This is a genomic window from Azospirillum sp. NS33 (genome assembly GCF_059703765.1).
The window spans coordinates 164,415-185,701 of sequence record NZ_BAAKJB010000008.1; the positions used below are offsets into that span (position 1 = coordinate 164,415).

Below are 21,287 nucleotides of genomic sequence, written 5' to 3' on the forward strand. Positions count from 1 at the left end.
ATGACGGCTGCAACCAGCGTGGTCGTCATGCACCTGCACAAAAGGGAGGTTGGGATGAGGTTGGCCATGGCCGGTGTGCTGCTTGCCGCGTTGGGGATGGTCGCCGCACAGGCGGGTGCGCAGCCCTTGCATGCGGGCGTCGTCCGCCTCGCCGTGCCGGGCGATGATCCCGTCGATGTCCTGGTCGCCTATCCGACGCGCGCCGCGGAGGAACCGGTGGAGGTCGGGCCCGTGGTGGTGTCCGCCGCGCGCGGCGCGCCGGTCGCGCCCGCGCCCGCGGCCGGAGATGGCCGCTGGCCGGTGGTCCTGTTTTCCCATGGAGGCGGTCGGAAGGCCGGCACCCCGTTGCTCCACCGCGAGCTTCTGCTGCATCTGGCGCGCGAGGGGTTCGTCGTGGTGGCTCCCTTTCACACGGCGGCGCGGCGGCCGTTCGAGGCGCGCCCCCGGCAGATCCAGGCGGCGCTCGAGCGTGTCCTGGACGACCCGCGGTTCGCCGACCGTGCCGATGCGTCACGGCTCGGCATGGTCGGATACTCCTTCGGCGGTGCGGTGGCGTTGCTTTCGGCCGGCGCGCCGCTCGACCTGGCGCAGCTGTCGCGCTATTGCGGGGAACGCCGCGACGATCCCAGGGCCTGCGACGGCATTCCGACCGACGGCTCGCTGGCCGGGCTGCCGGCGCGGGCCTCGGCGGCGGTGCTTGCGCTCAAAGCCCTCGTCCTTCTGGACCCTTACGGCGCGCCCTTCGGCGCCGGGGGGCTGGCCGGCGTCGACATGGCGGTCCTGATCGGGCGGGCCCGGCAGAGCGACCTGCGGGCGGAGGGCAACGCCCTCGCGGTCGCCGCCGGCTTGCCGCGGCCGCCCGTCGAATTGGTCGTCCCGGGCAACCATTTCGTGTTCGTCGACCCGTGCCCGCCGTCGCTGGCCGCGGCGGCCCCCGAGCTGTGCCAAGATCCGCCGGGCGTCGACCGCGCGGCGGTCCATCGCGATCTGCACCAGCGGGTCGCCCACTTCCTCCATGCCGCCTTGTGACGTCATGCGACGGGGTGGCTGGCGCCGGACTCCGTGGCGGTTGACCTTGGCCGCGGGATCGTCACACTCCCCGTTTCGGCGTGGATGAGCGGAGCGCGGGCATGAACACCGAAGGGCAGGGGCGCTGGCAGTTCTGGGTCGACCGGGGCGGCACCTTCACCGACATCGTCGCCCGCCGTCCCGACGGCTCGGTCGCCACCCACAAGCTGCTGTCGGAGAACCCGGAACGCTACGGCGACGCCGCCATCCAGGGCATCCGCGACCTGCTGGGCCTGGCCCCCGGCGAGGCCATTCCGGGCGACCGGGTGGAGGCGGTGAAGATGGGCACCACCGTGGCGACCAACGCGCTGCTGGAGCGCAAGGGCGACCGCACCCTGCTGCTCATCACCGAGGGCTTCGCCGACCAGCTCCGCATCGGCTACCAGGCGCGGCCGAAGATCTTCGCCCGCCACATCGTCCTGCCGGAGCTGCTGTACGAGCGGGTGGTGGAGGTTCCCGAGCGCGTGCGCGCCGACGGCACGGTGGTCCGGTCCCTCGACCTGCGCAGTGTGCGCGCCGCCCTGGAGGAGGCCCACCGCGACGGGCTGCGGGCCTGCGCGGTGGTGCTGATGCACGGCTACCGCTTTCCCGACCACGAGCGCCAGGTGGCGGCGCTGGCCCGCTCCGTCGGCTTCACCCAGGTGTCGGCGAGCCACGAGGCGAGTCCCCTGATGAAGATCGTCGGGCGGGGCGACACGGCGGTGGTCGACGCCTACCTCTCGCCGATCCTGCGCCGCTACGTCGACCAGGTGGCGGGCGAGCTCAACGGCGTGCGCCTGATGTTCATGCAGTCCAACGGCGGCCTGACCGACGCCCGCCTGTTCCAGGGCAAGGACGCCGTGCTCTCCGGCCCCGCCGGCGGCGTGGTCGGCGCCGTGCGCACCGCGGCGATGGCCGGGTTCGCGCAGGTCATCGGCTTCGACATGGGCGGCACCTCCACCGACGTCTCCCATTACGCCGGGGAGTACGAGCGGACCTTCGAGACGGTGGTCGCCGGCGTGCGCATGCGCGCGCCGATGATGCACATCCACACCGTGGCGGCGGGTGGCGGCTCGATCTGCGCCTTCGACGGCACCCGCTTCCGCGTCGGCCCGGAGAGCGCCGGGGCCAATCCCGGACCGGCCTGCTACCGCCGCGGCGGCCCGCTCACGGTCACCGACTGCAACGTCATGGTGGGCAAGCTCAACCCCGACTTCTTTCCCCATGTCTTCGGGCCGGACGCCGACCAGCCCCTCGACGCCGCGGTGGTGCGCAGCCGCTTCGCCGCCCTGGCCGCCGAGGTCAAGGAGGCCACCGGCCGGGACCTCGGCCCCGAGGCGGTCGCCGAGGGCTTCCTCACCATCGCTGTCGACAACATGGCCACCGCGATCAAGAAGATCTCGGTGCAGCGCGGCTACGACGTCACCCGCTACACCCTCAATTGCTTCGGCGGCGCCGGCGGCCAGCACGCCTGCCTGGTGGCCGACGCGCTGGGCATGCGCACGGTGTTCGTCCACCCCCACGCCGGGGTGCTTTCGGCCTACGGCATCGGCCTGGCCGACACGGTGGCGATCCGCGAGAAGGCGGTGGAAGCCCGCCTCACCGAGGAGCTCATGCCCACCCTGGTCATCGCGCTGGACCGCCTCGCCGCGGAGGGCCGGACGGAGCTGCGCCGCCAGGGCGTGGAGGAGGCGCGCATCGCGGTGCTGCGCAAGGCCCACATCAAGGTCGAGGGATCGGACACGCCGCTGATCGTCGATTTCGGCGAGCGCGCGGCGATGCTGTCGGCGTTCGAGGCCGCCCACCGCCAGCGCTACGGATTCATGATGGCGGGCAAGGCGCTGGTGGTGGAGGCGGTGTCGGTCGAGGCGGTCGGCCACACCGAGACCACCGACGACCCCGACAGCCCGCAGCCCGCCTCGGGCGCCCTGCCGCGCCGCCTGGCGACGCTGCGGTTGTGGTCGGGCGGGCGGGCGCACGACGCGCCGGTCTACGACCGCGACGCGCTGACGCCCGGCAACCGGGTGGTGGGGCCGGCGGTGCTGAAGGAGCGCATCGCCACCACCGTGGTCGAGCCGGGATGGATGGCCGAGGTCACCCGCAAGAACCACCTGGTGCTGACCCGCATCGAGGCGCTGCCCGGGCGGGTGGCCATCGGCACCAAGGCCGACCCGGTCATGCTGGAGGTGTTCAACAACCTCTTCATGTCGATCGCCGAGCAGATGGGCTTCACCCTGGAGAAGACCGCCTATTCCGTGAACATCAAGGAGCGGCTGGACTTCTCCTGCGCCCTGTTCGACGCGGACGGCGGGCTGATCGCCAACGCCCCGCACATGCCCGTGCACCTCGGCTCGATGGGGGAAAGCGTGCGCGCGGTGATCGACGCGTGCCGCGGCACGATGGTGCCGGGCGACGTCTACATGTTGAACGATCCCTACCACGGCGGCACCCATCTCCCGGACATCACCGTGGTCTCGCCGGTGTTCGACGACGCCGGGGGCGAGGTCCTGTTCTACGTCGCCAGCCGCGGCCACCACGCCGACGTCGGCGGCGTCACCCCCGGCTCCATGCCGCCCGACAGCCGCACCATCGGCGAGGAGGGCGTGCTGATCGACAACGTCCTGCTGGTGGAGGCCGGCGCCTTCCGCGAGGAGGCCACGGTGGCGCTGCTGACCCAGACCCCGCACCCCGTGCGCAACGTCGAGCAGAACCTGGGCGACCTCAAGGCGCAGATCGCCGCCAACGAGAAGGGCGTGCAGGAGCTGCGGCGCATGGTCGGCCAGTTCGGCCTGCCGGTGGTGCGCGCGTACATGCACCACGTCCAGGACAACGCCGAGGAGCAGGTGCGCCAGGTCATCGACGTGCTGAAGGACGGCAGCTTCGAGCAGGAGCTGGACAACGGCGCGGTGATCCGGGTGGCCATCGCCATCGATCGGGCGACGCGCTCGGCCACCATCGACTTCACCGGCACCAGCGCCCAGCTCGCCAGCAACTTCAACGCCCCGTCGGCGGTGTGCCGGGCGGCGGTGCTGTACGTGTTCCGCACCCTGGTCGACGACGACATCCCGATGAACGAGGGGTGCCTGAAGCCGCTGCGCATCCTCATCCCCGAGCGGTCCATGCTGGCCCCCGCCTACCCCGCGGCGGTGGTGGCCGGCAACGTGGAGACCAGCCAGTGCGTGACCGACGCGCTCTACGGTGCGCTGGGGGTGATGGCGGCGGCGCAGGGCACGATGAACAACCTGACCTTCGGCAACGACCGCTACCAGTATTACGAGACGATCTGCGGCGGCTCCGGCGCCGGCCCGGGCTTTCCCGGAACCGACGCGGTGCACACCCACATGACCAACTCCCGCCTCACGGATCCGGAGGTGCTGGAGTGGCGCTTCCCGGTGCTGGTGGAGGCGTTCCGCATCCGCCGTGGCTCGGGCGGGGCGGGGCGCTGGCGCGGCGGCGACGGTGCGGTGCGGCGCCTGCGCTTCCTGGAGCCGATGACCGCCGCCATCCTCGCCAACCACCGCCGGGTGGCGCCGTTCGGTGCGGCCGGCGGCGGCCCCGGCGCGCTCGGCCGCACCTGGGTGCAGCGCACCGACGGACGGGTCGAGACCCTGGGCTCCACCGACAAGGTGGCGATGAACGCCGGCGACGTGCTGGTGGTGGAGACGCCGGGTGGTGGTGGCTACGGTGGCTGAGCGCCACACTTGGGCGTGTCACTGTGGTAGGCTGGCGTCATGCGAACCATCATCGAGCGGATCGACGCCGGCAAGGTGTCCCAGGAACTGGAGCGTCTCGGCATCGACCCGGGCCAGGCGGTGCGTGTGACCGTGGAGACGGTGGACGACGCGACGCTGGAGGTCGGCGACCTGCTGGACAAGGTGCGCCACCTCAGCGGCGAGTCCGACCGCCTGACCGACGACACGCTGGACGAGATCCTGCGCGACGTCGACGGCGCCGGCGCCTGAATCGGGGTCTGACACGGGGCCCCCGGGGCAGGCTGCGCGTGCGTGCTGTGCCGGCGTCCCGGGTGTGCTATCGTACCGTCCTGGTCGCCGGCAGCCGCGCCGTCGACGAGGTCGTCGCGCATGCTTCTTCCACGCACGGTTGCCAATGGCCGCACCGAATGAGGCGTCCCTCGAGGAGGTTCTTCGCAGCCTGCGCTCGATCCTCGAGGCGGAGCGCGCGGCCACCGGCGAGGCGCCGCCCGCCATGGCCGCCGGCCGTCCTCCGGTCCCGGACGGCGACCTCCACCAGCTGCTGGGACGCTTGGAACGCCTGCTGGGCGACGTCCTCACCGGCCAGGCCGAGCTGCGCCGCCGCCTGGACGCCGTGGAGGGCCGGCGGCGGGACGTCGACCGCCTGGAGGACCTGGTGCAGCGCCTCATCCAGCGCCTGCCCCTGGCCGCCCTGGGCGCGGTGCCGAAGGCGTCGGATTCGCTGAACTGACGGTGCAGGGCAGGCTCTCGGAACGCCCGGCTTGCCAGCGCCGCGGCCGGCGCTTAGCCTGCCGCGCTCACACCATCCGTGCCGTCCGGAGCGGTCCCAAGAGCCGCCCGCCGCCGCGCCGACCAGGAGGGAACGCCATGTCCGTTGCCACCGCCCCCACGGGCCCCGCCCCCGCCGGAACCGCCGCCCCGCGCCCGGCCGTCGCCGCCGCCCTGGAGGAGCTGCGCGCCCTTCTCGGCGATCGGCTCAGCACGTCGGGTGCGGTGCGCGACCACCACGGCAAGGACGAATCCTACCACCCCGTATGCCCGCCCGACGCGGTGGCGTTCGCCCTCTCCACCGACGAGGTGAGCGCCATCGTCGCGGTGTGCGCCCGCCACCGGGTGCCGGTGGTGCCGTTCGGCACGGGGACGTCGCTGGAAGGTGGCGTGGCGGCGCTGCACGGCGGTGTGTGCGTCGACGTGTCCGGGATGAAGGCGATCCTGCGGGTGTCGGCCGAGGACCTGGACGTCACCGTCCAGGCCGGGGTGACGCGCAAGCAGCTCAACGAGCACCTGCGCGACACCGGGCTGTTCTTCCCCATCGACCCCGGCGCCGACGCGTCGATCGGCGGCATGGCCTCGACGCGGGCCAGCGGCACCAACGCGGTGCGCTACGGGACCATGCGCGAGAACGTGCTGGGCCTGACGGTGGTGCTGGCCGACGGCCGGGTCATCAAGACCGGTGGGCGCGCCCGCAAATCGGCGGCCGGCTACGACCTGACGCGGCTGTTCGTCGGCGCCGAAGGCACGCTCGGCATCGTCACCGAGGTGACCCTGCGGCTCTACGGCATTCCCGAGGCGACCTCGGCGGCGGTCTGCACCTTCAAGGACTTCAAGGGTGCGGTGGACACCGTGATCCAGACCATCCAGTCCGGCATTCCCGTGGCCCGGGTGGAGTTCCTCGACGAGGTCCAGGTCGACGCCATCAACCGCTACTCCAAGATGAGCATGGCGGTGGCGCCGACCCTGTTCTTCGAGTTCCACGGCACCGCCGCCGGCGTGCAGGAGCAGGCCGAGATGGTGGCGGCGCTGGCCGGGGAGAACGGCGCCAACGGCTTCGAGTGGGCGACGCGGGCGGAGGATCGCTCCAAGATGTGGCAGGCGCGCCATGACGCCTACTACGCGGCCATCGCCCTGCGGCCCGGCGCCAAGGGCTGGCCCACCGACGTGTGCGTGCCGATCTCGCGGCTCGCCGAGGCGATTCTGGAGACCCAGGCCGACCTTGCCGCCTCGGCCGTGCTGACGCCGATCGTCGGGCACGTCGGCGACGGCAACTTCCACCTGCTGTTCGTCATCGACCCGGAGAAGCCGGAGGAGATGGAGGAGGCGAAGCGGCTCAACGACCGCCTGGTGGAGCGGGCGTTGCGCCTGGGCGGCACCTGCACCGGCGAGCATGGCATCGGCTATGGCAAGATGGCGTTCCTGGAGCAGGAGGCCGGCGACGCCGTCCTCACCATGGCCACCATCAAGCGGGCGCTGGACCCCGACAACATCATGAACCCGGGCAAGGTGATCCGGGTCTGAGTCCCCGCCAATGAAGAAGGCTGACCGACGCGCCGCCGAGTGTGGTAGAGACGTGACGGGAGAACAGCATGTCGTTGCGGGGCGGAGCGTGAACAGGGGCGATCCCGCGGCCCTCGGTCATTCGCATGCTTGCGGTCATGGCGAGCGCGTTACTGGCACCGGCACGGCGGCGTGCGCCGGGTGACGTGATCGTCCCGTTGCGGGAGGCGGCCATCCAGCGGTTCCGGAGCATCGCGGCGCGTTTCGCCTTCGCGGCCCTGGCGGTCACCGCGATCGTTGCGGTGCTGGGGGCCGTCTTCGCCATGGGGGCCGACCGCCTGACCGCGCTGTCGGTGTCGATCCACGCCCGCGAGCTTCCCGCCCTCGACACCGCCCAGCGCATTCTCGTCGCCGCCCGCGACCTGTCCCAGGCCGCGGCCGGCATCGCCCGCACCGCCACCCCGTCGGGGCTGCGGACGGCGGCCGAGCGTCTGCGCGACACCAGCCGCGCCCTGGTCGAGCACCTCGACGCCATGGACGACCTGGCGGACAGCGACTGGCCGGTGGCGGATCTGCGCCGCGCGCACGACGCCCAGCTGGAGGCGGCGCAGGCTCTGGTCCGTCTCACCGGGGCGCGTCTCGACCTCGAGGCCGAGATGGCGCGGCGGCTGGCGTCGCTGCGCCGCGAGCACGAGACCACCGAGGCGGTCGATTGGCTCGACGCCCTGGACGGCTCGGTGCAGGCGGTGATCGCCGCGGCGGTGCTGGCGGGGACCGCCCCCAGCGCGCTCGCTGTCGGCCGCGGGCGCGACGCCGTGGAGGAGCGGCTGTCCCGGGTCGGGAACCGGACGACCCGCGACCGCCTGGCGGCCGAGATCCTCGGCGAGAGCGGCCTGCTCGCCCTGCGCACCGGCATCCTCGACCTCGACGCGCGCAGCGGCAATCTGGTGCGCCGCCTGATCGAGGGCGGGGCGCGGTTCGACACCCTTGCCGCGACCCTGGCCACCGACGCGGAACAGGCGGTGAAGCGCCACCGCGCCGACACCCAGGCCGAGGCCCGGCGCCTGCGCCTTGTCGTCGTCGCCGCGCTCGGCACCGCCGTCGGTGCCCTGGGCCTGCTGTACGTCATGCTGCGGCGCGACGTGCTGCGGCCGCTGCAGCGCCTGCGCCGCCAGATGCGGGCCGGGATCGCCGGGGAGCCGGTGGCGTTCGACACCGCGGGCCCGGCGGAGCTGGCCGACATGGCCGCCGCCGTGCGCGACTACGTCGCCACCATCGAGGAGCGCACCGGCGATCTCGACCGCAGCCAGCGCCGGCTGGCGGAGAAGACGGCGGCGCTGGAAGCGATCAACGCGATCTCCGCGGACGCCATGGTCGGCATCGACGAGGCCGGCACCGTGCAGTGGGCCAACCGGGCCGCCGCGGATCTGGTCGGGCGGCCGGAGGAGGCGATGCCGGGCACGCCGGTGGGCCAGCTCCTGCCGGCGTGGGTGGTGGCCCGGCACGGGGCGGCCGCGGCGATGTTCCTTGCCGGCCCCGACGGGTCGCGGTCGTTCGGCGACTGGCGCACGGTGGCCGTACGCCACCGCGACGGACGGGAGATACCGGTGATGGCCACGGTGTCGATGACCACCGTGGCCGGCAGCCGCCACATCACGGTGACCGCCCGCGACATGTCGGAGACCCGCCGCATCGAGGCGGACCTCGAGACGGCCCGCCGGGCCGCCGAGGACGCCAACGCCGCCAAATCGGTGTTCCTGGCGAACATGAGTCACGAGCTGCGCACGCCGCTGACCGGGGTCATCGGCATGGCCGACCTGTTGGCCGAGACCACGCTGGACCCCCAGCAGCGCGACGGCATCGACACCTTGCGCGGCTCGGCGCGGACGCTGCTGGCGGTGCTCAACGACCTGCTCGACCTGTCCAAGATCGACGCCGGTCGGCTCGATCTGGAGACGGTCGACCTGGACCTCGTCGACACGGTGCGCTCCGTCGCCCGCCTGTTCCGTCCGATGGCGGAGGCGCGCGGCATCGCGCTGGGCCTCGACCTCCACGTCGACGGCCCGGCCGCGGTGGTGGTGAAGGGGGACCCCACCCGGCTGCAGCAGGTCCTGTTCAACCTGGTCAGCAACGCCGTCAAGTTCACCGAGGCCGGGGAGGTCGGCCTGGACCTGACGGTGACCGCGGAAGAGGACGGCACCGGCCGCAGCGTCCGCATCGCCGTCTCCGACACCGGGATCGGCATGAGCGAGGCGCAGGTCGCGCGCCTGTTCACCCCCTTCGCCCAGGGCGATTCCTCGACCACCCGGCGCTACGGCGGCACCGGCCTGGGGCTGTCGATCGCGCACCGGCTGGTCGGGCTGATGGGTGGCACCATCACCGTCCAGAGCCGTCTCGGCCACGGGTCGTGCTTCACCGTCGGCCTGTGCCTGCCCCGGGGGGACGCGGCGGCGGTCGGTCCGGCGCGGGACGGCCAGGGCGCCGCCGCGCCGACCCGGCCTCTGCGCATCCTCGTCGCCGACGACAACGAGGTGAATCGCAGCGTGCTGTGCCAGTACCTCGAGCGGAAGGGGCACGCGGTCGTCCTCGCCGCCACCGGGCGGGACGCCCTCGCGCATGTGGCGGACGACGCTGAGGCGCCGGACCTCGTTCTCATGGACATCCACATGCCGGAAATGGACGGCCCGACCGCGACCCGCGCCATCCGGGCCCTGGCCGGGACGCGGTCCCGGATTCCGATCCTCGCCCTGACCGCGGACGCCCTGCCGGGCCACGCCGCCGCCTTTCTGGAGGCGGGCATGGACGCCGTGCTGGTCAAGCCCGTGGACTGGGTCCGGCTGCAGGCGGCGTTGGAAGCGTGCGCGGCCGGCCGCGCCGTCGGCGCCGCCGTGCAGCCCGGCAGCGGGCCGCCGGCCGAGGCCCTCCTCGACGCCGGCCGCCTGCGCGAACTGGAGGCGATCATGGGCGCCGACGCCTTCGCCGACCTGATGAGCAAGTTCCTGCGCGAGGTTCAGGGCCATCTGGCGGCGCTGCACGCGGCGCTGGCCGGCGGCGACCGGGACGCGGCGTGCGGCGTCGCGCATGGCCTGAAGGGGTTTGCCCTGAACATGGGGGCCACCCGGCTCGGCCGGCACGCCGCCGAACTGGAGCGGGCGCTGCGCGCGCCGGGCGACACCGCGGGCGCGGTCAGCGCCCTCGAGGCGGCGGCGGCGGACACGGCGGCGGCGGCCCTCGCCCACCTCGCCGGCCCCGGGGGCGGTGCGGCGGCGCTGCGGCCGGCCGCGGCCCTCTGACCCGGCCGGGCCCGCCGTCGCGTCCGCCGCCTTCCGCCCGCCGCCTTCCGGCTACCGCGGAAGCCGCTTGATCAGGCTGGAGGTGTCCCAGCGCCCGCCGCCCATCGCCTGGACGTCGGCATAGAACTGGTCGATCAGGGCGGTGACCGGCAGGGCGGCGCCGTTGGCGCGGGCCTCGGCCAGGCAGATGGCCAGGTCCTTGCGCATCCAGTCCACCGCGAAGCCGTGGTCGAAATGGTCGCGCAGCATGGTCGGCGCCCGGTTGTCCATCTGCCAGGACTGGGCGGCGCCCTTGGCGATCACCTCCACCGCACGCCCCGCGTCGAGACCGGCGCGCTGGGCGAAGGCGAGGGCCTCCGCCAAGCCCTGGACCAGACCGGCGACGCAGATCTGGTTGACCATCTTGGTGAGCTGCCCCGAGCCCGCCGGCCCCATCAGCGTCACCGCCCGGCCGTAGGCGCCCATCACCGGCGCCGCCCGCTCGAACGCCGCCGCGTCCCCGCCCACCATGATGGTGAGGGCGCCGTTCTCCGCCCCGGCCTGGCCGCCCGACACCGGGGCGTCGAGGGCGTGGACGCCGTGGTCGCGGCCGGACGCCGCCACCTCCCGCGCCACCGCCGCCGAGGCGGTGGTGTGGTCGACCAGCACCATCCCGGGCGCCATGCCGGGCAGGGCGGCGGCGGTGACGGCGCGCACGTCGTCGTCGTTGCCGACGCACAGGAAGACGAACTCGGCACCCCGCGCGGCGTCGGCCGGGTCGGCGGCGGCGCGCCCGCCGTGCCGCTCGACCCACGCCGCCGCCTTGGCGGCGGTGCGGTTCCAGACGGCGACGCGATGGCCCCGGGCGGCGAGGTGGCCGGCCATCGGGAAGCCCATCACGCCCAGGCCGAGGAAGGCGACGGCGCGGGGCGCAGCGGGAGCCGCAGCGGGAGCCGCCGCGGGAGCCGCGGCGGCGGTGGTGGCGGGGACGATGGGGGCGGTGTCGGTCATCGGCGGGAGCTCCTGCGGGCGGTCGTGGCGGCGGCGGGTGCCGGCCGGCAGGGTACGGCGTGCCGCTGGCGCGATCAAACGCCCAGGTCCGTCCCCGGACGGTGTGCGGACTTGTCCCCCACGCCCGTTGTGTTAAAGACTGGACGCGTGCCGCGTTGCGGCACGACAGCAACGGCCGCCGCGCCGCGGGCCCAGGCCCGCCCGCACGCCCCGAACGACGCCGAGCTAGGGAAGGACACGAAGGAATGAGCAAGAAGGGTTTCCAGGACGCGCCGCCGGACGAGGGATCGACCATGACCCCCGACCAGGAGAGCGCCATCCGCATCATGGCCAACAGCCTGCACCGGCTGAACGAGGCGGTGGTCAAGTGCGTCGATGCCGGCATCACCGTGGAGCTGATGCGCACCGCCCGCTTCCACAACGAGTCCGGCAACTGGGGCGACCAGCTGACCCCGGTGATCCGCACCAAATAGGGTGGCCCGCGAAGCCGCCGGCTTCGCCCGACCGCCGGCGCCCTGGCGCCCCCGAACGGCCCGCCGGGGTGACCCGGCGGGCCGTCGTCGTCTCGGCGCGCCGCCCCCGCCCGCTCCCGGCCGCTCCCGGCCGCCGCCCCCCGGGAACCGCCGTCCCCCTGCCGCGTTGCACCGGGGACCGACGGCGCCGGACGGGAGGGCGAGTGATCCATGGCACAGAGGTTCTCCCGGCGCGCCGACCTGATCGCCCGTGGTGCGATCGGTGCCGCGGTGCTGCTGACCCTGGTTGCCGTGCTCCGTCTCGCCGGGGTCATCCCCCCCGGTGCCTTTGCCCGGGCCCCCGAGGCGCCGCCCCAGCCACGCCCCTTCAGCCATTTCCACCACGTCGCCGAGATCGGCATCGACTGCTCCTATTGCCACACCTCGGCGGCGCGGGGACCGATGGCCGGCCTGCCGCCGGTGGAGACCTGCGCCGGCTGCCACCTCGCCACGCCGTCCCCCTCCGTCCTGCCGCCGCCGCTTGCCTGGCGGCGCGTGGCCGCCCTGCCGGACCACGTTTACTTCGACCACCAGGCGCATGTCGCCGATGGGGTGGCCTGCGCCACCTGCCACGGCGACGTCGCGGCGATGGAGCGCACCCGCCAGGCGGTGCCGCTCACCATGAGCTTCTGCCTGGACTGCCACCGCCGGGAGGCGGCGCGGCGCGGCCGCCCCGCCCTGGACCTCACCCACTGCGCCGTGTGCCATCGCTGACATGACCGGATCATCGCCCCCACCCCCGTGGCGCAGCCTGGACGAACGGGACGGCCGTCCCGACCGCGCCGATGCCGCCGCGTTTCCCATTGCCGACCTGCCCGAGGCGGGCCGGCGCGAGGTGCTGCGTGCCATGGCCGCGTCGCTGGCCCTGGCCGGCACCGCCGGCTGCGACGAGGTCGCCCCGGAGCGGGCCGTGCCCGCCGTGGCGGCGCCCGAGGAGCGGGTGCCGGGTGCGCCGCGGTTCTACGCCTCCGCCGTGACCCTGGCCGGCTACGCCCAGCCGGTGGTGGCGGAAACCCACATGGGCCGCCCGACCCGCCTCGACGGCACCCCCCGCCATCCGCTGGTCGGGGGGCGGGCCGACGTGTTTGCCCAGGCCGCCGTGCTCGGTCTCTACGACCCGGAGCGGTCGCGGACGCCCTGGCGCGACGGCGAACCCACGGATTGGGCCGCGGTCGACGCCGCCCTGCCGGCGCTGCGCGCGGCCTGGGCGGCCACGGGCGGGGAGGGGGTCCGGCTGCTGACCGGCGCGCTGACCTCGCCGACGCTGCTGCGGCAGATCGCGGCGTTCCTCCGGGCCTTCCCCGGTGCGCGCTGGCACGCCCACGAGCCGGCCGGGCCGTTCGAGGCCCAGGCCGCGGTCGCCCTGGCCACCGGCCGCCCGCTGGAGCGCCGGCTTCATCTCGACCGCGCCGCGGCGGTGGTGGCGTTCGGCGACGACCCGCTCGGCCCAGGCCCCGCCCAGGTGCCCAACGCGCGCGCCTGGAGCGCCCGCCGGGCCGCCGCCCGGGACGGCGGCGCGGCGCCCTTCCGCCTGCTGGCGGCGGAGGCGACGCCGACCCTCACCGGTGCCGTCGCGGACCGGCGCTGCGTCGTCGACGCCGGGCGTCTGCCGGTCCTGGCGGTCGCGCTCGCCCAGGACCTGGGCGTCGCCGGCGCGCCGGCCGACGCCGTGGGGGTGTCGCTGGCCGAGCGGGCGTGGGTGGCCGAGGCGGCGGCGGCGCTGCGCGCCCATCCCGGCCAGGGCCTGGTCCTCGCCGGGCCGTCGGTGCCGGCCGCCGTCCAGGCGTTGGCGCTGGCCATCGACGACGCCCTGGGCAACCTCGGCGCCACCTCGGATCTGATGGAGCCGGTGGCGCCGCCGCCGCCCGATGGCGCGGGGTCCCTGGCCGCGCTGGTCGCCGACATGGCGGCCGGCCGGGTCGAGGCGCTGGTCGTGCTCGACGCGAACCCCGTCTACACGTCGCCCGGCGACCTCGACGTGGCCGGTGCGCTGGCCCGCGTCGCGACGACCATCCACGCCGGGCTCCACCGCGACGAGACCGCGGTGCGGTGCGCCTGGCACCTGCCGCTGGCCCACCCGCTGGAGAGCTGGGGCGACGCCCGCGCCGTCGACGGCACGGCGACCATCCAGCAGCCGATGCTGCGCCCGCTCTACGGCGGCCGGCCCGCCGCGGCCCTGCTGGGGGCGCTGGCCGGCACCGCGGAGTCCGACGAGGAGGCCGTCCGGGCGACGTGGCGGGATGTCTGGGGCGACGCCCACGCCACGCGCTGGGAGGAGGCGCTTCGCCTCGGCTTCGTGGCCGGCAGCGCCGCCCCGGCGGTCGCCGGCATGCGCATCAGGGTGCCGTCCGCCGCCCCCGACGCCGCCCCCGACGCCGCCCCCGACGCTGAAGCGGCGGCGCACGGCGACGGGCTGGACCTTGTGTTCCAGCCGGACCCCACCGTGTGGGACGGCCGCTTCGCCGCCAACGCGTGGCTTCAGGAGCTGCCGAAGCCGCTGACCAAGCTGTCGTGGGACGCCGCGGTCCTGGTGTCGCCGGCCCTGGCCGCGCACCGCGGCCTGGCCAACGGCGACCGCGTCGCGGTGACGGCCGGCGGCGTCACCGTGGCGGCGGCGGTCTGGGTGACGCCGGGCCAGGCGCCGCGCACCCTGACCCTGAGCCTCGGTCATGGCCGGACAGCCGGCGCCGGGGTCGGCGCCGGGATCGGCTACGACGCCTATCCCCTGCGCCGCGCCGCCGCGCCCTGGCTGGTGCGGGGGGCCGGGCTGCGGCCGCTCGGCGAGGCGGTCGCCCTGGTGTCGACGCAGACCCATGGCCGCATGGAGGGGCGCGACATCGTCCGCGTGGTGGCGCCCGGGGAGGCGGCGGCGCCGGCGGCGGCCGGCGTGCCGCCCTCCCTGCACCCGGAGTGGGAGCAGGGGACGCCGGCCTGGGCCATGGTGATCGACCTCGACGCGTGCATCGGCTGCAACGCCTGCGTCGTCGCCTGCCAGGCCGAGAACAGCATCCCCGTGGTCGGGCGGGCGGAGGTGGCGCGGGGCCGCGAGATGCACTGGCTGCGCATCGACCGCTACCACGCCGGCGATGCGGCGAACCCGCGCGTCCTGTTCCAGCCCGTGCCGTGCATGCATTGCGAGAAGGCGCCGTGCGAGATGGGGTGCCCGGTCAACGCCACGGTGCACGGGCCGGAGGGCCTGAACCAGATGGTCTACAACCGCTGCATCGGCACCCGCACCTGCGCCGCCTATTGCCCCTACGACGTGCGGCGCTTCAACTTCTTCGACTACGCCGGCCGCGAATCCCCGGGGGTGCAGGCCATGCGCAACCCCGACGTCACGGTGCGCGCCCGCGGCGTCATGGAGAAATGCACCTACTGCGTCCAGCGCCTCACCGCCGCCCGGCGCGACGGCCGGCCGGCGGGGGAGGTGAGCACCGCCTGCCAGAGCGTCTGCCCGACCGGGGCGATCGCCTTCGGCGACCTCTCCGACCCCGACGGCGCCGTGGCCCGGGCGCGGCGCAGCCCGCGCCACTACGCGCTGCTGGCGGAGCTCGGCACCCGGCCGCGCACCACCTATCTGGCGCGCGTCGCGCCGCCGCCGGCGGACGGGGGGACCTGAGATGCGGCGCCGGTGCCTCCTTGCCGCGCTGGCGGCCCTCGCGGCCTGCGACGACATGGCGACGCAGCCCCGCTACGACCCGTACGAGCCGGCGGCGCTGTTCCCCGACGCCACCGTGGCGCAGCCGCCGGTGCCCGGCACCATCCCCTTCGACGCCGCGCCGGCGGCGCCGGACGCCGCGGTTCCCGTGCCGACCGCGGCCCTGCTGGCGCGCGGGCAGCGGGCCTACGAGGGGGTGTGCGCGCCGTGCCACGGCGTGGCCGGCGACGGCGACGGCATGGCCGCCGGCCGCTATGTGCCGCACCCGCCCAGCCTGCACGGCGACCGCCTGCGGGCGGCGGCGCCGGCCTATGTCGCCCGTGTGATCGCCACGGGGTTCGGCCGCATGCCGCCGTACGCGCGCCAGATCGTTCCGGCCGAGCGCTGGGCCGTGGCCTGGTACGTCAAGGCGCTGCAGGCGACCGCGGGCGGCGGGGATTCGGCCGCGGCGCCTCCCGCGGCCCCGGCGGCGGAGCCCCCCGCGGCGCCGGGGGAGCGCACGACGCCGCTGCTGCGCGAGCGCCGGGCCCGGGACGCGGCGGCGCGGGAGCGGGTGCCCGCGGCCGGGGACCTGGCGCGGTTGGCCGGAAGCCTCGGCGCACCCCCCGCGCCGCGTCCCTGATCGGGCCGGCGGCCGCCGGCGGCGGCGCCTCAGATCGCCTCGTCCACCATGTCGATGGCGCCGCAGGGGCATTCGGCGGCGCACAGGCCGCAGCCCTTGCAGAACTCGTAGTCGAAGCGGAAGCGGTTGCCCGGCCCCAGCTTGACCACCGCGTTGTCGGGGCAGACGCCGAAGCAGTTGTCGCATTCGAAGCAGTTGCCGCAGGACAGGCAGCGCCGCGCCTCGAACAGCGCCGTGCCCTCGTCCAGCCCGCCCTTGACCTCGTCGAAGCTGGTGCGGCGGCGCAGGGCGTCCAGCACCGGCTGCACGGTCTGCGGGGCGTCGCTGTAGTACCAGGTGTTGAGCCGGTCGGGGGTGGCGGGGGTGTGCTTCGCGACCGCGTCCGGGGCGGCGCCGCGCAGGAACGCGTCGATGCTCCGGGCCGCCTTCTTGCCGTGGCCGACCGCCACCGTCACCGTGCGCTCCGCCGGCACCATGTCGCCGCCGCAGAACAGCCCGGGATGGCCGGTCTGGAGGTCGGGGCCGACGGCGATGGTGTGGTCCTGGTTCACCGTCACCCCGGGCACCGCCTCGATCACCGTCGTGTCGACGTCCTGGCCGAGGGCCAGGATCAGGGTGTCGCCGGCGATGGTCTCGAGCTCGCCGGTGGGGCGCGGCCAGCCGTCCTCGCCCAGCACCATCCGCTCCACCACCATGCCGCCCGCGTCGAGGCGCTTGATGGTGGACAGCCAGCGCACGAGCACGCCCTCCTCCAGCGCCTCCGCCACCTCGAAATCATGGGCCGGCATCATCTCCCGGGTTCGCCGGTAGACGATCAGCGCCTCCTCGGCGCCCAGGCGCTTGGCGGTGCGGGCGGCGTCGATGGCGGTGTTGCCGCCGCCGTAGACCACCACGCGCCGGCCCAGCATCGGCGGCGGGGCGCCGGTCTCCATGCCGCGCAGCACGGAGACGGCGTCGAGGATGCGCCCCGCCGCCACCGCCGGGATCTCGACCCGCCGGGCGAGGTGGGCGCCGATGGCGGCGAAGCACGCGTCGAACGCCCCGTCGGCCATCGCCGCGGGAATGTCGTCGATCCGGGTGTCGAGGGACAGGGTGACGCCCATGGCGAGGATGCGCGCGACCTCGGCGTCGAGCACGGCGCGGGGCAGCCGGTACGCGGGGATGCCGAAGCGCATCATGCCGCCGGATTTCGGACCGGCGTCGACGACGGTCACGGCGTGGCCGAGGCGGGCGAGGTGGTAGGCCGCCGACAGGCCGGACGGGCCGGCCCCGATCACCAGGACGCTCTTGCCGCTCGGCGGGCCGGGCTCCACCCGCCAGCCGTCGCGGATGGCGAGGTCGCCGAGGAAGCGTTCCACGGCGTGGATGCTGACGGGCTGGTCGAGGTGGGCGCGGTTGCAGGCGTCCTCGCAGGTGTGGTAGCAGGCCCGCCCCATGATGGCGGGAAACGGGTTGTCGCGCATCAGGACGTCCCACGCCGCCCGGTAGTCGCCGCTCTCGGCGTGGTACAGCCAGCCCTGGATGTTCTCGCCGGCCGGGCAACGGTCGTTGCAGGGCGGCAGGTGGTCGGCATAGACCGGGCGGCGGGTGCGCCACGATCCGGTGCGGTTGGCCAGCGACGTGCCGGCGTCGAGGGTGATCGCGAAGGGATGCTGGGGCATCACACGGCCTCCTCGTGTCGCAGCAGATCGAAGCGGCGGATGTTGGCGTCCGCCATGGCCTGCAGCCGGGCCAGCGCGTCGGCGGCGTGCGGGTCGCCGGGCTTGAAGAGGTGGGCGAAGCGGCGCTGCGGCTTCAGGTACTCGGTCACCGGGACGGGGCGGCGGATCGGCCGCGACCCGGTGACGACGCCGTGCTCCGCCTCGAACAGGGGAAACAGGCCGCTCTCCACCGCCAGCCGGGCCAGCCGGACGGTGTCGTGGCTGGCCGAACCCCAGCCCAGCGGGCAGGGCACCATGATGTGGAGGTAGCGCGCGCCGTGCATGCCCATCGCCCGGGTCACCTTGGCCTCCAGGTCGTGGAGGTCGGCGACCGAGGCGGTGGCGACATAGGGAATGGCGTGGGCCATGGCGATCAGCGGCACGTTCTTGCCGGTGCCGAACACGTTGCCGGGGGCGGCGCCGAGCGCCGGGGTGGTGGCGGTGCGTGCCGCCGGCGGCGTCGCGCTGGAGCGCTGCACGCCGGTGTTCATGTACGCCTCGTTGTCGTAGCAGATGTACAGCACGTCGTCGTTGCGCTCGAACATGCCGGACAGGCAGCCGAAGCCGATGTCCGTGGTGCCGCCGTCGCCGCCCTGGGCGACCACCCGCGTCCGGCGGCCCTTGACCCGCATCGCCGCCGCCACCCCCGAGGCCACGGCGGCGGCGTTGCCGAACAGGGAATGCACCCAGGCCACCTGCCACGAGGTCTCCGGGTACGGGGTGGTGAAGACCTCCAGGCAGCCGGTGGCGTTGACGCACACCAGGTCGCGGCCGGCGGCGCGCATCGCCGCGTCGATGGCGTAGCGCGCACCCAGCGCCTCGCCGCAGCCCTGGCAGGCGCGGTGCCCGCAGGTCAGCGCGTTGGCGCGGTCCTGGGACGCCTGGACGGTGCGGGTCGCCGGGTCGAGCAGCCGGTTGCCGACGGTCAGCGTGCCGGTCTGGTAGAACTTGACGGTCTGGGTCATCGCGCGTCCTCCCGCTGCGGCGCGCCAGCGCCAGCGCGGGGGCCGGCCCCGGCGCCAAGCTGGCGCAGCACGTTCTCCGCGGTCGGTCCCGACCGCCGCGTCGCCTCGATGCGGGCCAGCTCGGCTTCCACCACGTCGCCGCGCAGGTCGAGGAAATGGACGTCGTGGTGCGGTTCCCGCTCGACCTTGCGCAGGAACTCGGCCAGGGAGGCCTGGAAGATGGGCCGTCCGCCCAGGCCGGCGATCAGGGTGTAGACCCGGTTGCCGAGACCGCGCAGCGCCATGCGGACGTGGCTGGCGAGGATGCCGCCCATGCCCACCGCCAGCGCCTTCTCCAGGACGACGATGCGGCGCGCGTCCAGCAGCGCGTCGCGCACCTGGTCCAGCGGGAAGGGGCGGAAGGCGCACAGCGACAGCGCGCCCACGGCGTGGCCGGCGTCGCGCAGCGCGTCCACCGTGTCCTTCACCGTGCCCATCACCGAGCCCATGGCGACGACCACCGTCTCGGCCCCGTCGAGGCGGTAGGGGCGGACCAGGCCGCCGGCCTCCCGCCCGAACACCGCCTTGAACTCCTCCGCCAGCGCCGGGATGCGCTCCAGCGCCCGCATCTGCTTGTGGTGGGCGAGGTAGCGCACCTCCATGAAGGCGTCGGGGCCGACCATCGCCCCCATCGACACGGGCTCGGCCGGGTCGAGCACCTGCACCGGCTCGAACGGGGGCAGATAGGCGTCCACCTGCGCCTGGTCGGGCAGGTCGATCCGCTCCACCGCGTGGGTCAGGATGAATCCGTCGACGTTGACCATCGCCGGGCACGACAGCTCCTCGGCCAGGCGGAAGGCCTGGATGTGCAGGTCGACCGCCTCCTGGTTGGTTTCGGCGAACAGCATGATCCAGCCGGCGTCGCGCACGGCCATGGCGTCGGAATGGTCGTTCCAGATGTTGATGGGGGCGCCGATGGCGCGGTTGCCGAGGGTCATGACGATGGGCAGGCCGAGGCCCGACGCGTTGTACACCGCCTCCATCATGAACAGCAGGCCCTGGCTGGCGGTGGCGGTGTAGGCCCGGGCCCCGGCGGCCGAGGCGCCGATGGCCACGGACAGGGCGGCGAACTCCGATTCCACGTTGATGAACTCGCAGCCCGTCAGCCGGCCGTCGCGCACCAGCTCGCCCAGCCCCTCGACGATGTGGGTCTGCGGCGTGATGGGGTAGGCGCAGATGACCTCGGGTCGGCACGACGCGATGGCCTCCGCCATGGCACGGCTGCCTTCGATCTGCTTCAGCATGGCGGGTCCCCTTCAGGACAGGCAGTGGTCGTGCGCGGCCATGGCCGCCCGGGCGTTGGCCTCGCCGACGGGCCCGGGAAAGGTCTCGCGGATGGCCGCCAGCACGGAGGCGATGCGGATCTGCCCGGTGACCGCCGCGAAACCGCCCAGCAGGGCGGCGTTGGGCAGGGGCCGGCCGACATGGGCACGCGCCATCTCGGTCGCCGGCACGCAGCGGGCGTGGCCGGGCGGGAAGCGGCCCATGTACTCGGCCAGGTGCAGCCCCTCGAAGCCGAGCGTGGAGTTGATCAGCACGAAGCCGGTGTCGGGCAGGCCCTGGAAGACCTCCACCGAATGGAACAGGGTCGGGTCCTGGACGATCAGCGCGTCGGGGGCCTGGATCGGCTCGCGCGTGCGGATCTCGGTGTCGGCGATGCGGCAGAACGCGACCACCGGCGCGCCCATGCGTTCCGATCCGAAGCTGGGGAAGGCCTGGGCGTGCCGGCCCTCCATGAAGGCGGCGACGGACAGCATCTCGGCCGCCGTGACGACCCCCTGTCCGCCGCGCCCGTGTATGCGTACCTGGAACATGCGCTGTCCTCCCAGGTGGCCGCTTCTTTTTGATGGGGGAGCATAGGAGCGCATGCGGTGCACCACATTGATCCAGCGCAAATGCGCCGTCATGCGCCGTGGCACCAACCCGCGCGCCCGCTGTTCTTCCTGAAGAGCCCGGCACCGCCGGGTCGCGGATCCACCGTAGACGGAGACCGCCCCCGGGGTCGCCCGGAGGACGCCTCCCGGAGTGCGAAAGGATGAGCTGGTCGACCGAAGGAGCTTCGCTGGCCGATGTTCTCGAACCCGTGCTCGGCGTCGCCGAGGCGCAGGAGAGCGATCTGGTGGGGGCGGTGAACGACGTCGCCGAGGCGCTCGCGGCGCTGGGCGTCCTGATCGTCGACCGCGCCGGGCAGCCCGTGCACGGGGTCACCGACGAGCGCGCCGTGATCGGCGCGCTGGCCGCCCACGCCAAGGCGCTGGCACGGAACGGCCGGCTCGACGACGCGGTGAGCGTCGGCGAGCTGATCGAGCGCATCGAGCGGCTCCGCCAGCGGCCACGCCGCCCCGGTCGCCCCGGCCGGCGCTAGAGCATTTTCTTCTCAATCGCAGTCATATCCGGCGGCGGCGAAGAAGTTGACGCACTCCGCCGACGTGATTGCGTCGATGCCCTGTCGAATGGCCTCCCAGAGAGCGTCT

16 protein-coding genes are annotated in these 21,287 nt (G+C 74.3%); 11 read left to right on the forward strand and 5 right to left on the reverse strand.

All coding sequences use genetic code 11. The annotated features are described in order from the left end of the window. Positions 1 to 54 precede the first annotated feature (54 nt). The 6 genes from AC6H2I_RS09970 to AC6H2I_RS09995 all read left to right on the forward strand — a co-directional run bounded on the left by AC6H2I_RS09970 (position 55) and on the right by AC6H2I_RS09995 (position 10,327). A complete protein-coding gene (locus AC6H2I_RS09970; protein ID WP_497500462.1) occupies positions 55 to 1,029 on the forward strand; it encodes an alpha/beta hydrolase family protein in 975 nt (324 codons plus the stop codon). A gap of 101 nt (positions 1,030 to 1,130) precedes the next feature. Further along, on the forward strand, positions 1,131 to 4,739 hold the full coding sequence (locus tag AC6H2I_RS09975; protein WP_497500463.1) for a hydantoinase B/oxoprolinase family protein: 3,609 nt from the start codon (positions 1,131 to 1,133) through the stop codon (positions 4,737 to 4,739). A gap of 39 nt (positions 4,740 to 4,778) precedes the next feature. Beyond that, on the forward strand, positions 4,779 to 5,009 hold the full coding sequence (locus AC6H2I_RS09980) for a hypothetical protein (protein WP_497500464.1): 231 nt from the start codon (positions 4,779 to 4,781) through the stop codon (positions 5,007 to 5,009). Between the two features lie 145 nt (positions 5,010 to 5,154). Beyond that, positions 5,155 to 5,490: a hypothetical protein gene (locus tag AC6H2I_RS09985; RefSeq protein ID WP_497500465.1), complete on the forward strand. Its 336-nt coding sequence runs from the start codon at positions 5,155 to 5,157 to the stop codon at positions 5,488 to 5,490. A 137-nt stretch (positions 5,491 to 5,627) separates the two neighbouring features. Then, the gene (locus AC6H2I_RS09990; RefSeq protein ID WP_497500466.1) at positions 5,628 to 7,055 is read left to right on the forward strand and encodes an FAD-linked oxidase C-terminal domain-containing protein; all 1,428 of its coding nucleotides are present in this window, start codon (positions 5,628 to 5,630) and stop codon (positions 7,053 to 7,055) included. Positions 7,056 to 7,192: 137 nt separating this feature from the next. Then, the gene (locus AC6H2I_RS09995; RefSeq protein WP_497500467.1) at positions 7,193 to 10,327 is read left to right on the forward strand and encodes a hybrid sensor histidine kinase/response regulator; all 3,135 of its coding nucleotides are present in this window, start codon (positions 7,193 to 7,195) and stop codon (positions 10,325 to 10,327) included. A gap of 51 nt (positions 10,328 to 10,378) precedes the next feature. Here the strand turns inward: AC6H2I_RS09995 and AC6H2I_RS10000 are convergent, their stop codons facing one another. Next, positions 10,379 to 11,317, reverse strand: coding sequence for an NAD(P)-dependent oxidoreductase (locus tag AC6H2I_RS10000; protein ID WP_497500468.1), 939 nt, complete (start codon positions 11,315 to 11,317; stop codon positions 10,379 to 10,381). A 245-nt stretch (positions 11,318 to 11,562) separates the two neighbouring features. Between AC6H2I_RS10000 and AC6H2I_RS10005 the strand changes: the two genes are divergently transcribed. The 4 genes from AC6H2I_RS10005 to AC6H2I_RS10020 all read left to right on the forward strand — a co-directional run bounded on the left by AC6H2I_RS10005 (position 11,563) and on the right by AC6H2I_RS10020 (position 16,109). Beyond that, entirely contained in the window at positions 11,563 to 11,790 is a 228-nt protein-coding gene (locus AC6H2I_RS10005) for an SMc00767 family acetate metabolism repressor (RefSeq protein ID WP_497500469.1), read from the forward strand. Positions 11,791 to 12,000: 210 nt separating this feature from the next. After that, the gene (locus AC6H2I_RS10010; RefSeq protein WP_497500470.1) at positions 12,001 to 12,543 is read left to right on the forward strand and encodes a cytochrome c3 family protein; all 543 of its coding nucleotides are present in this window, start codon (positions 12,001 to 12,003) and stop codon (positions 12,541 to 12,543) included. A gap of 1 nt (position 12,544) precedes the next feature. Then, positions 12,545 to 15,448: a 4Fe-4S dicluster domain-containing protein gene (locus AC6H2I_RS10015; protein ID WP_497500471.1), complete on the forward strand. Its 2,904-nt coding sequence runs from the start codon at positions 12,545 to 12,547 to the stop codon at positions 15,446 to 15,448. Position 15,449: 1 nt separating this feature from the next. Further along, positions 15,450 to 16,109: a c-type cytochrome gene (locus AC6H2I_RS10020; protein ID WP_497500472.1), complete on the forward strand. Its 660-nt coding sequence runs from the start codon at positions 15,450 to 15,452 to the stop codon at positions 16,107 to 16,109. A gap of 29 nt (positions 16,110 to 16,138) precedes the next feature. Here AC6H2I_RS10020 and AC6H2I_RS10025 read toward each other — a convergent pair whose 3' ends face one another. The 4 genes from AC6H2I_RS10025 to AC6H2I_RS10040 are packed head-to-tail and all read right to left on the reverse strand — an operon-like array spanning position 16,139 to position 20,627. Then, positions 16,139 to 17,770, reverse strand: coding sequence for an NAD(P)-binding protein (locus tag AC6H2I_RS10025; protein ID WP_497500473.1), 1,632 nt, complete (start codon positions 17,768 to 17,770; stop codon positions 16,139 to 16,141). Continuing rightward, positions 17,770 to 18,774 (reverse strand): thiamine pyrophosphate-dependent enzyme, encoded by a 1,005-nt coding sequence (locus tag AC6H2I_RS10030; protein ID WP_497500474.1) that lies wholly within the window; start codon positions 18,772 to 18,774, stop codon positions 17,770 to 17,772. Before AC6H2I_RS10030 ends, AC6H2I_RS10025 begins: the two co-directional genes overlap by 1 nt. Next, positions 18,771 to 20,057 (reverse strand): hypothetical protein, encoded by a 1,287-nt coding sequence (locus tag AC6H2I_RS10035; RefSeq protein ID WP_497500475.1) that lies wholly within the window; start codon positions 20,055 to 20,057, stop codon positions 18,771 to 18,773. Before AC6H2I_RS10035 ends, AC6H2I_RS10030 begins: the two co-directional genes overlap by 4 nt. A gap of 12 nt (positions 20,058 to 20,069) precedes the next feature. Then, entirely contained in the window at positions 20,070 to 20,627 is a 558-nt protein-coding gene (locus AC6H2I_RS10040) for a 2-oxoacid:acceptor oxidoreductase family protein (protein ID WP_497500477.1), read from the reverse strand. Between the two features lie 221 nt (positions 20,628 to 20,848). Between AC6H2I_RS10040 and AC6H2I_RS10045 the strand changes: the two genes are divergently transcribed. Continuing rightward, on the forward strand, positions 20,849 to 21,178 hold the full coding sequence (locus AC6H2I_RS10045; protein ID WP_497500478.1) for a hypothetical protein: 330 nt from the start codon (positions 20,849 to 20,851) through the stop codon (positions 21,176 to 21,178). Positions 21,179 to 21,287 lie beyond the last annotated feature (109 nt).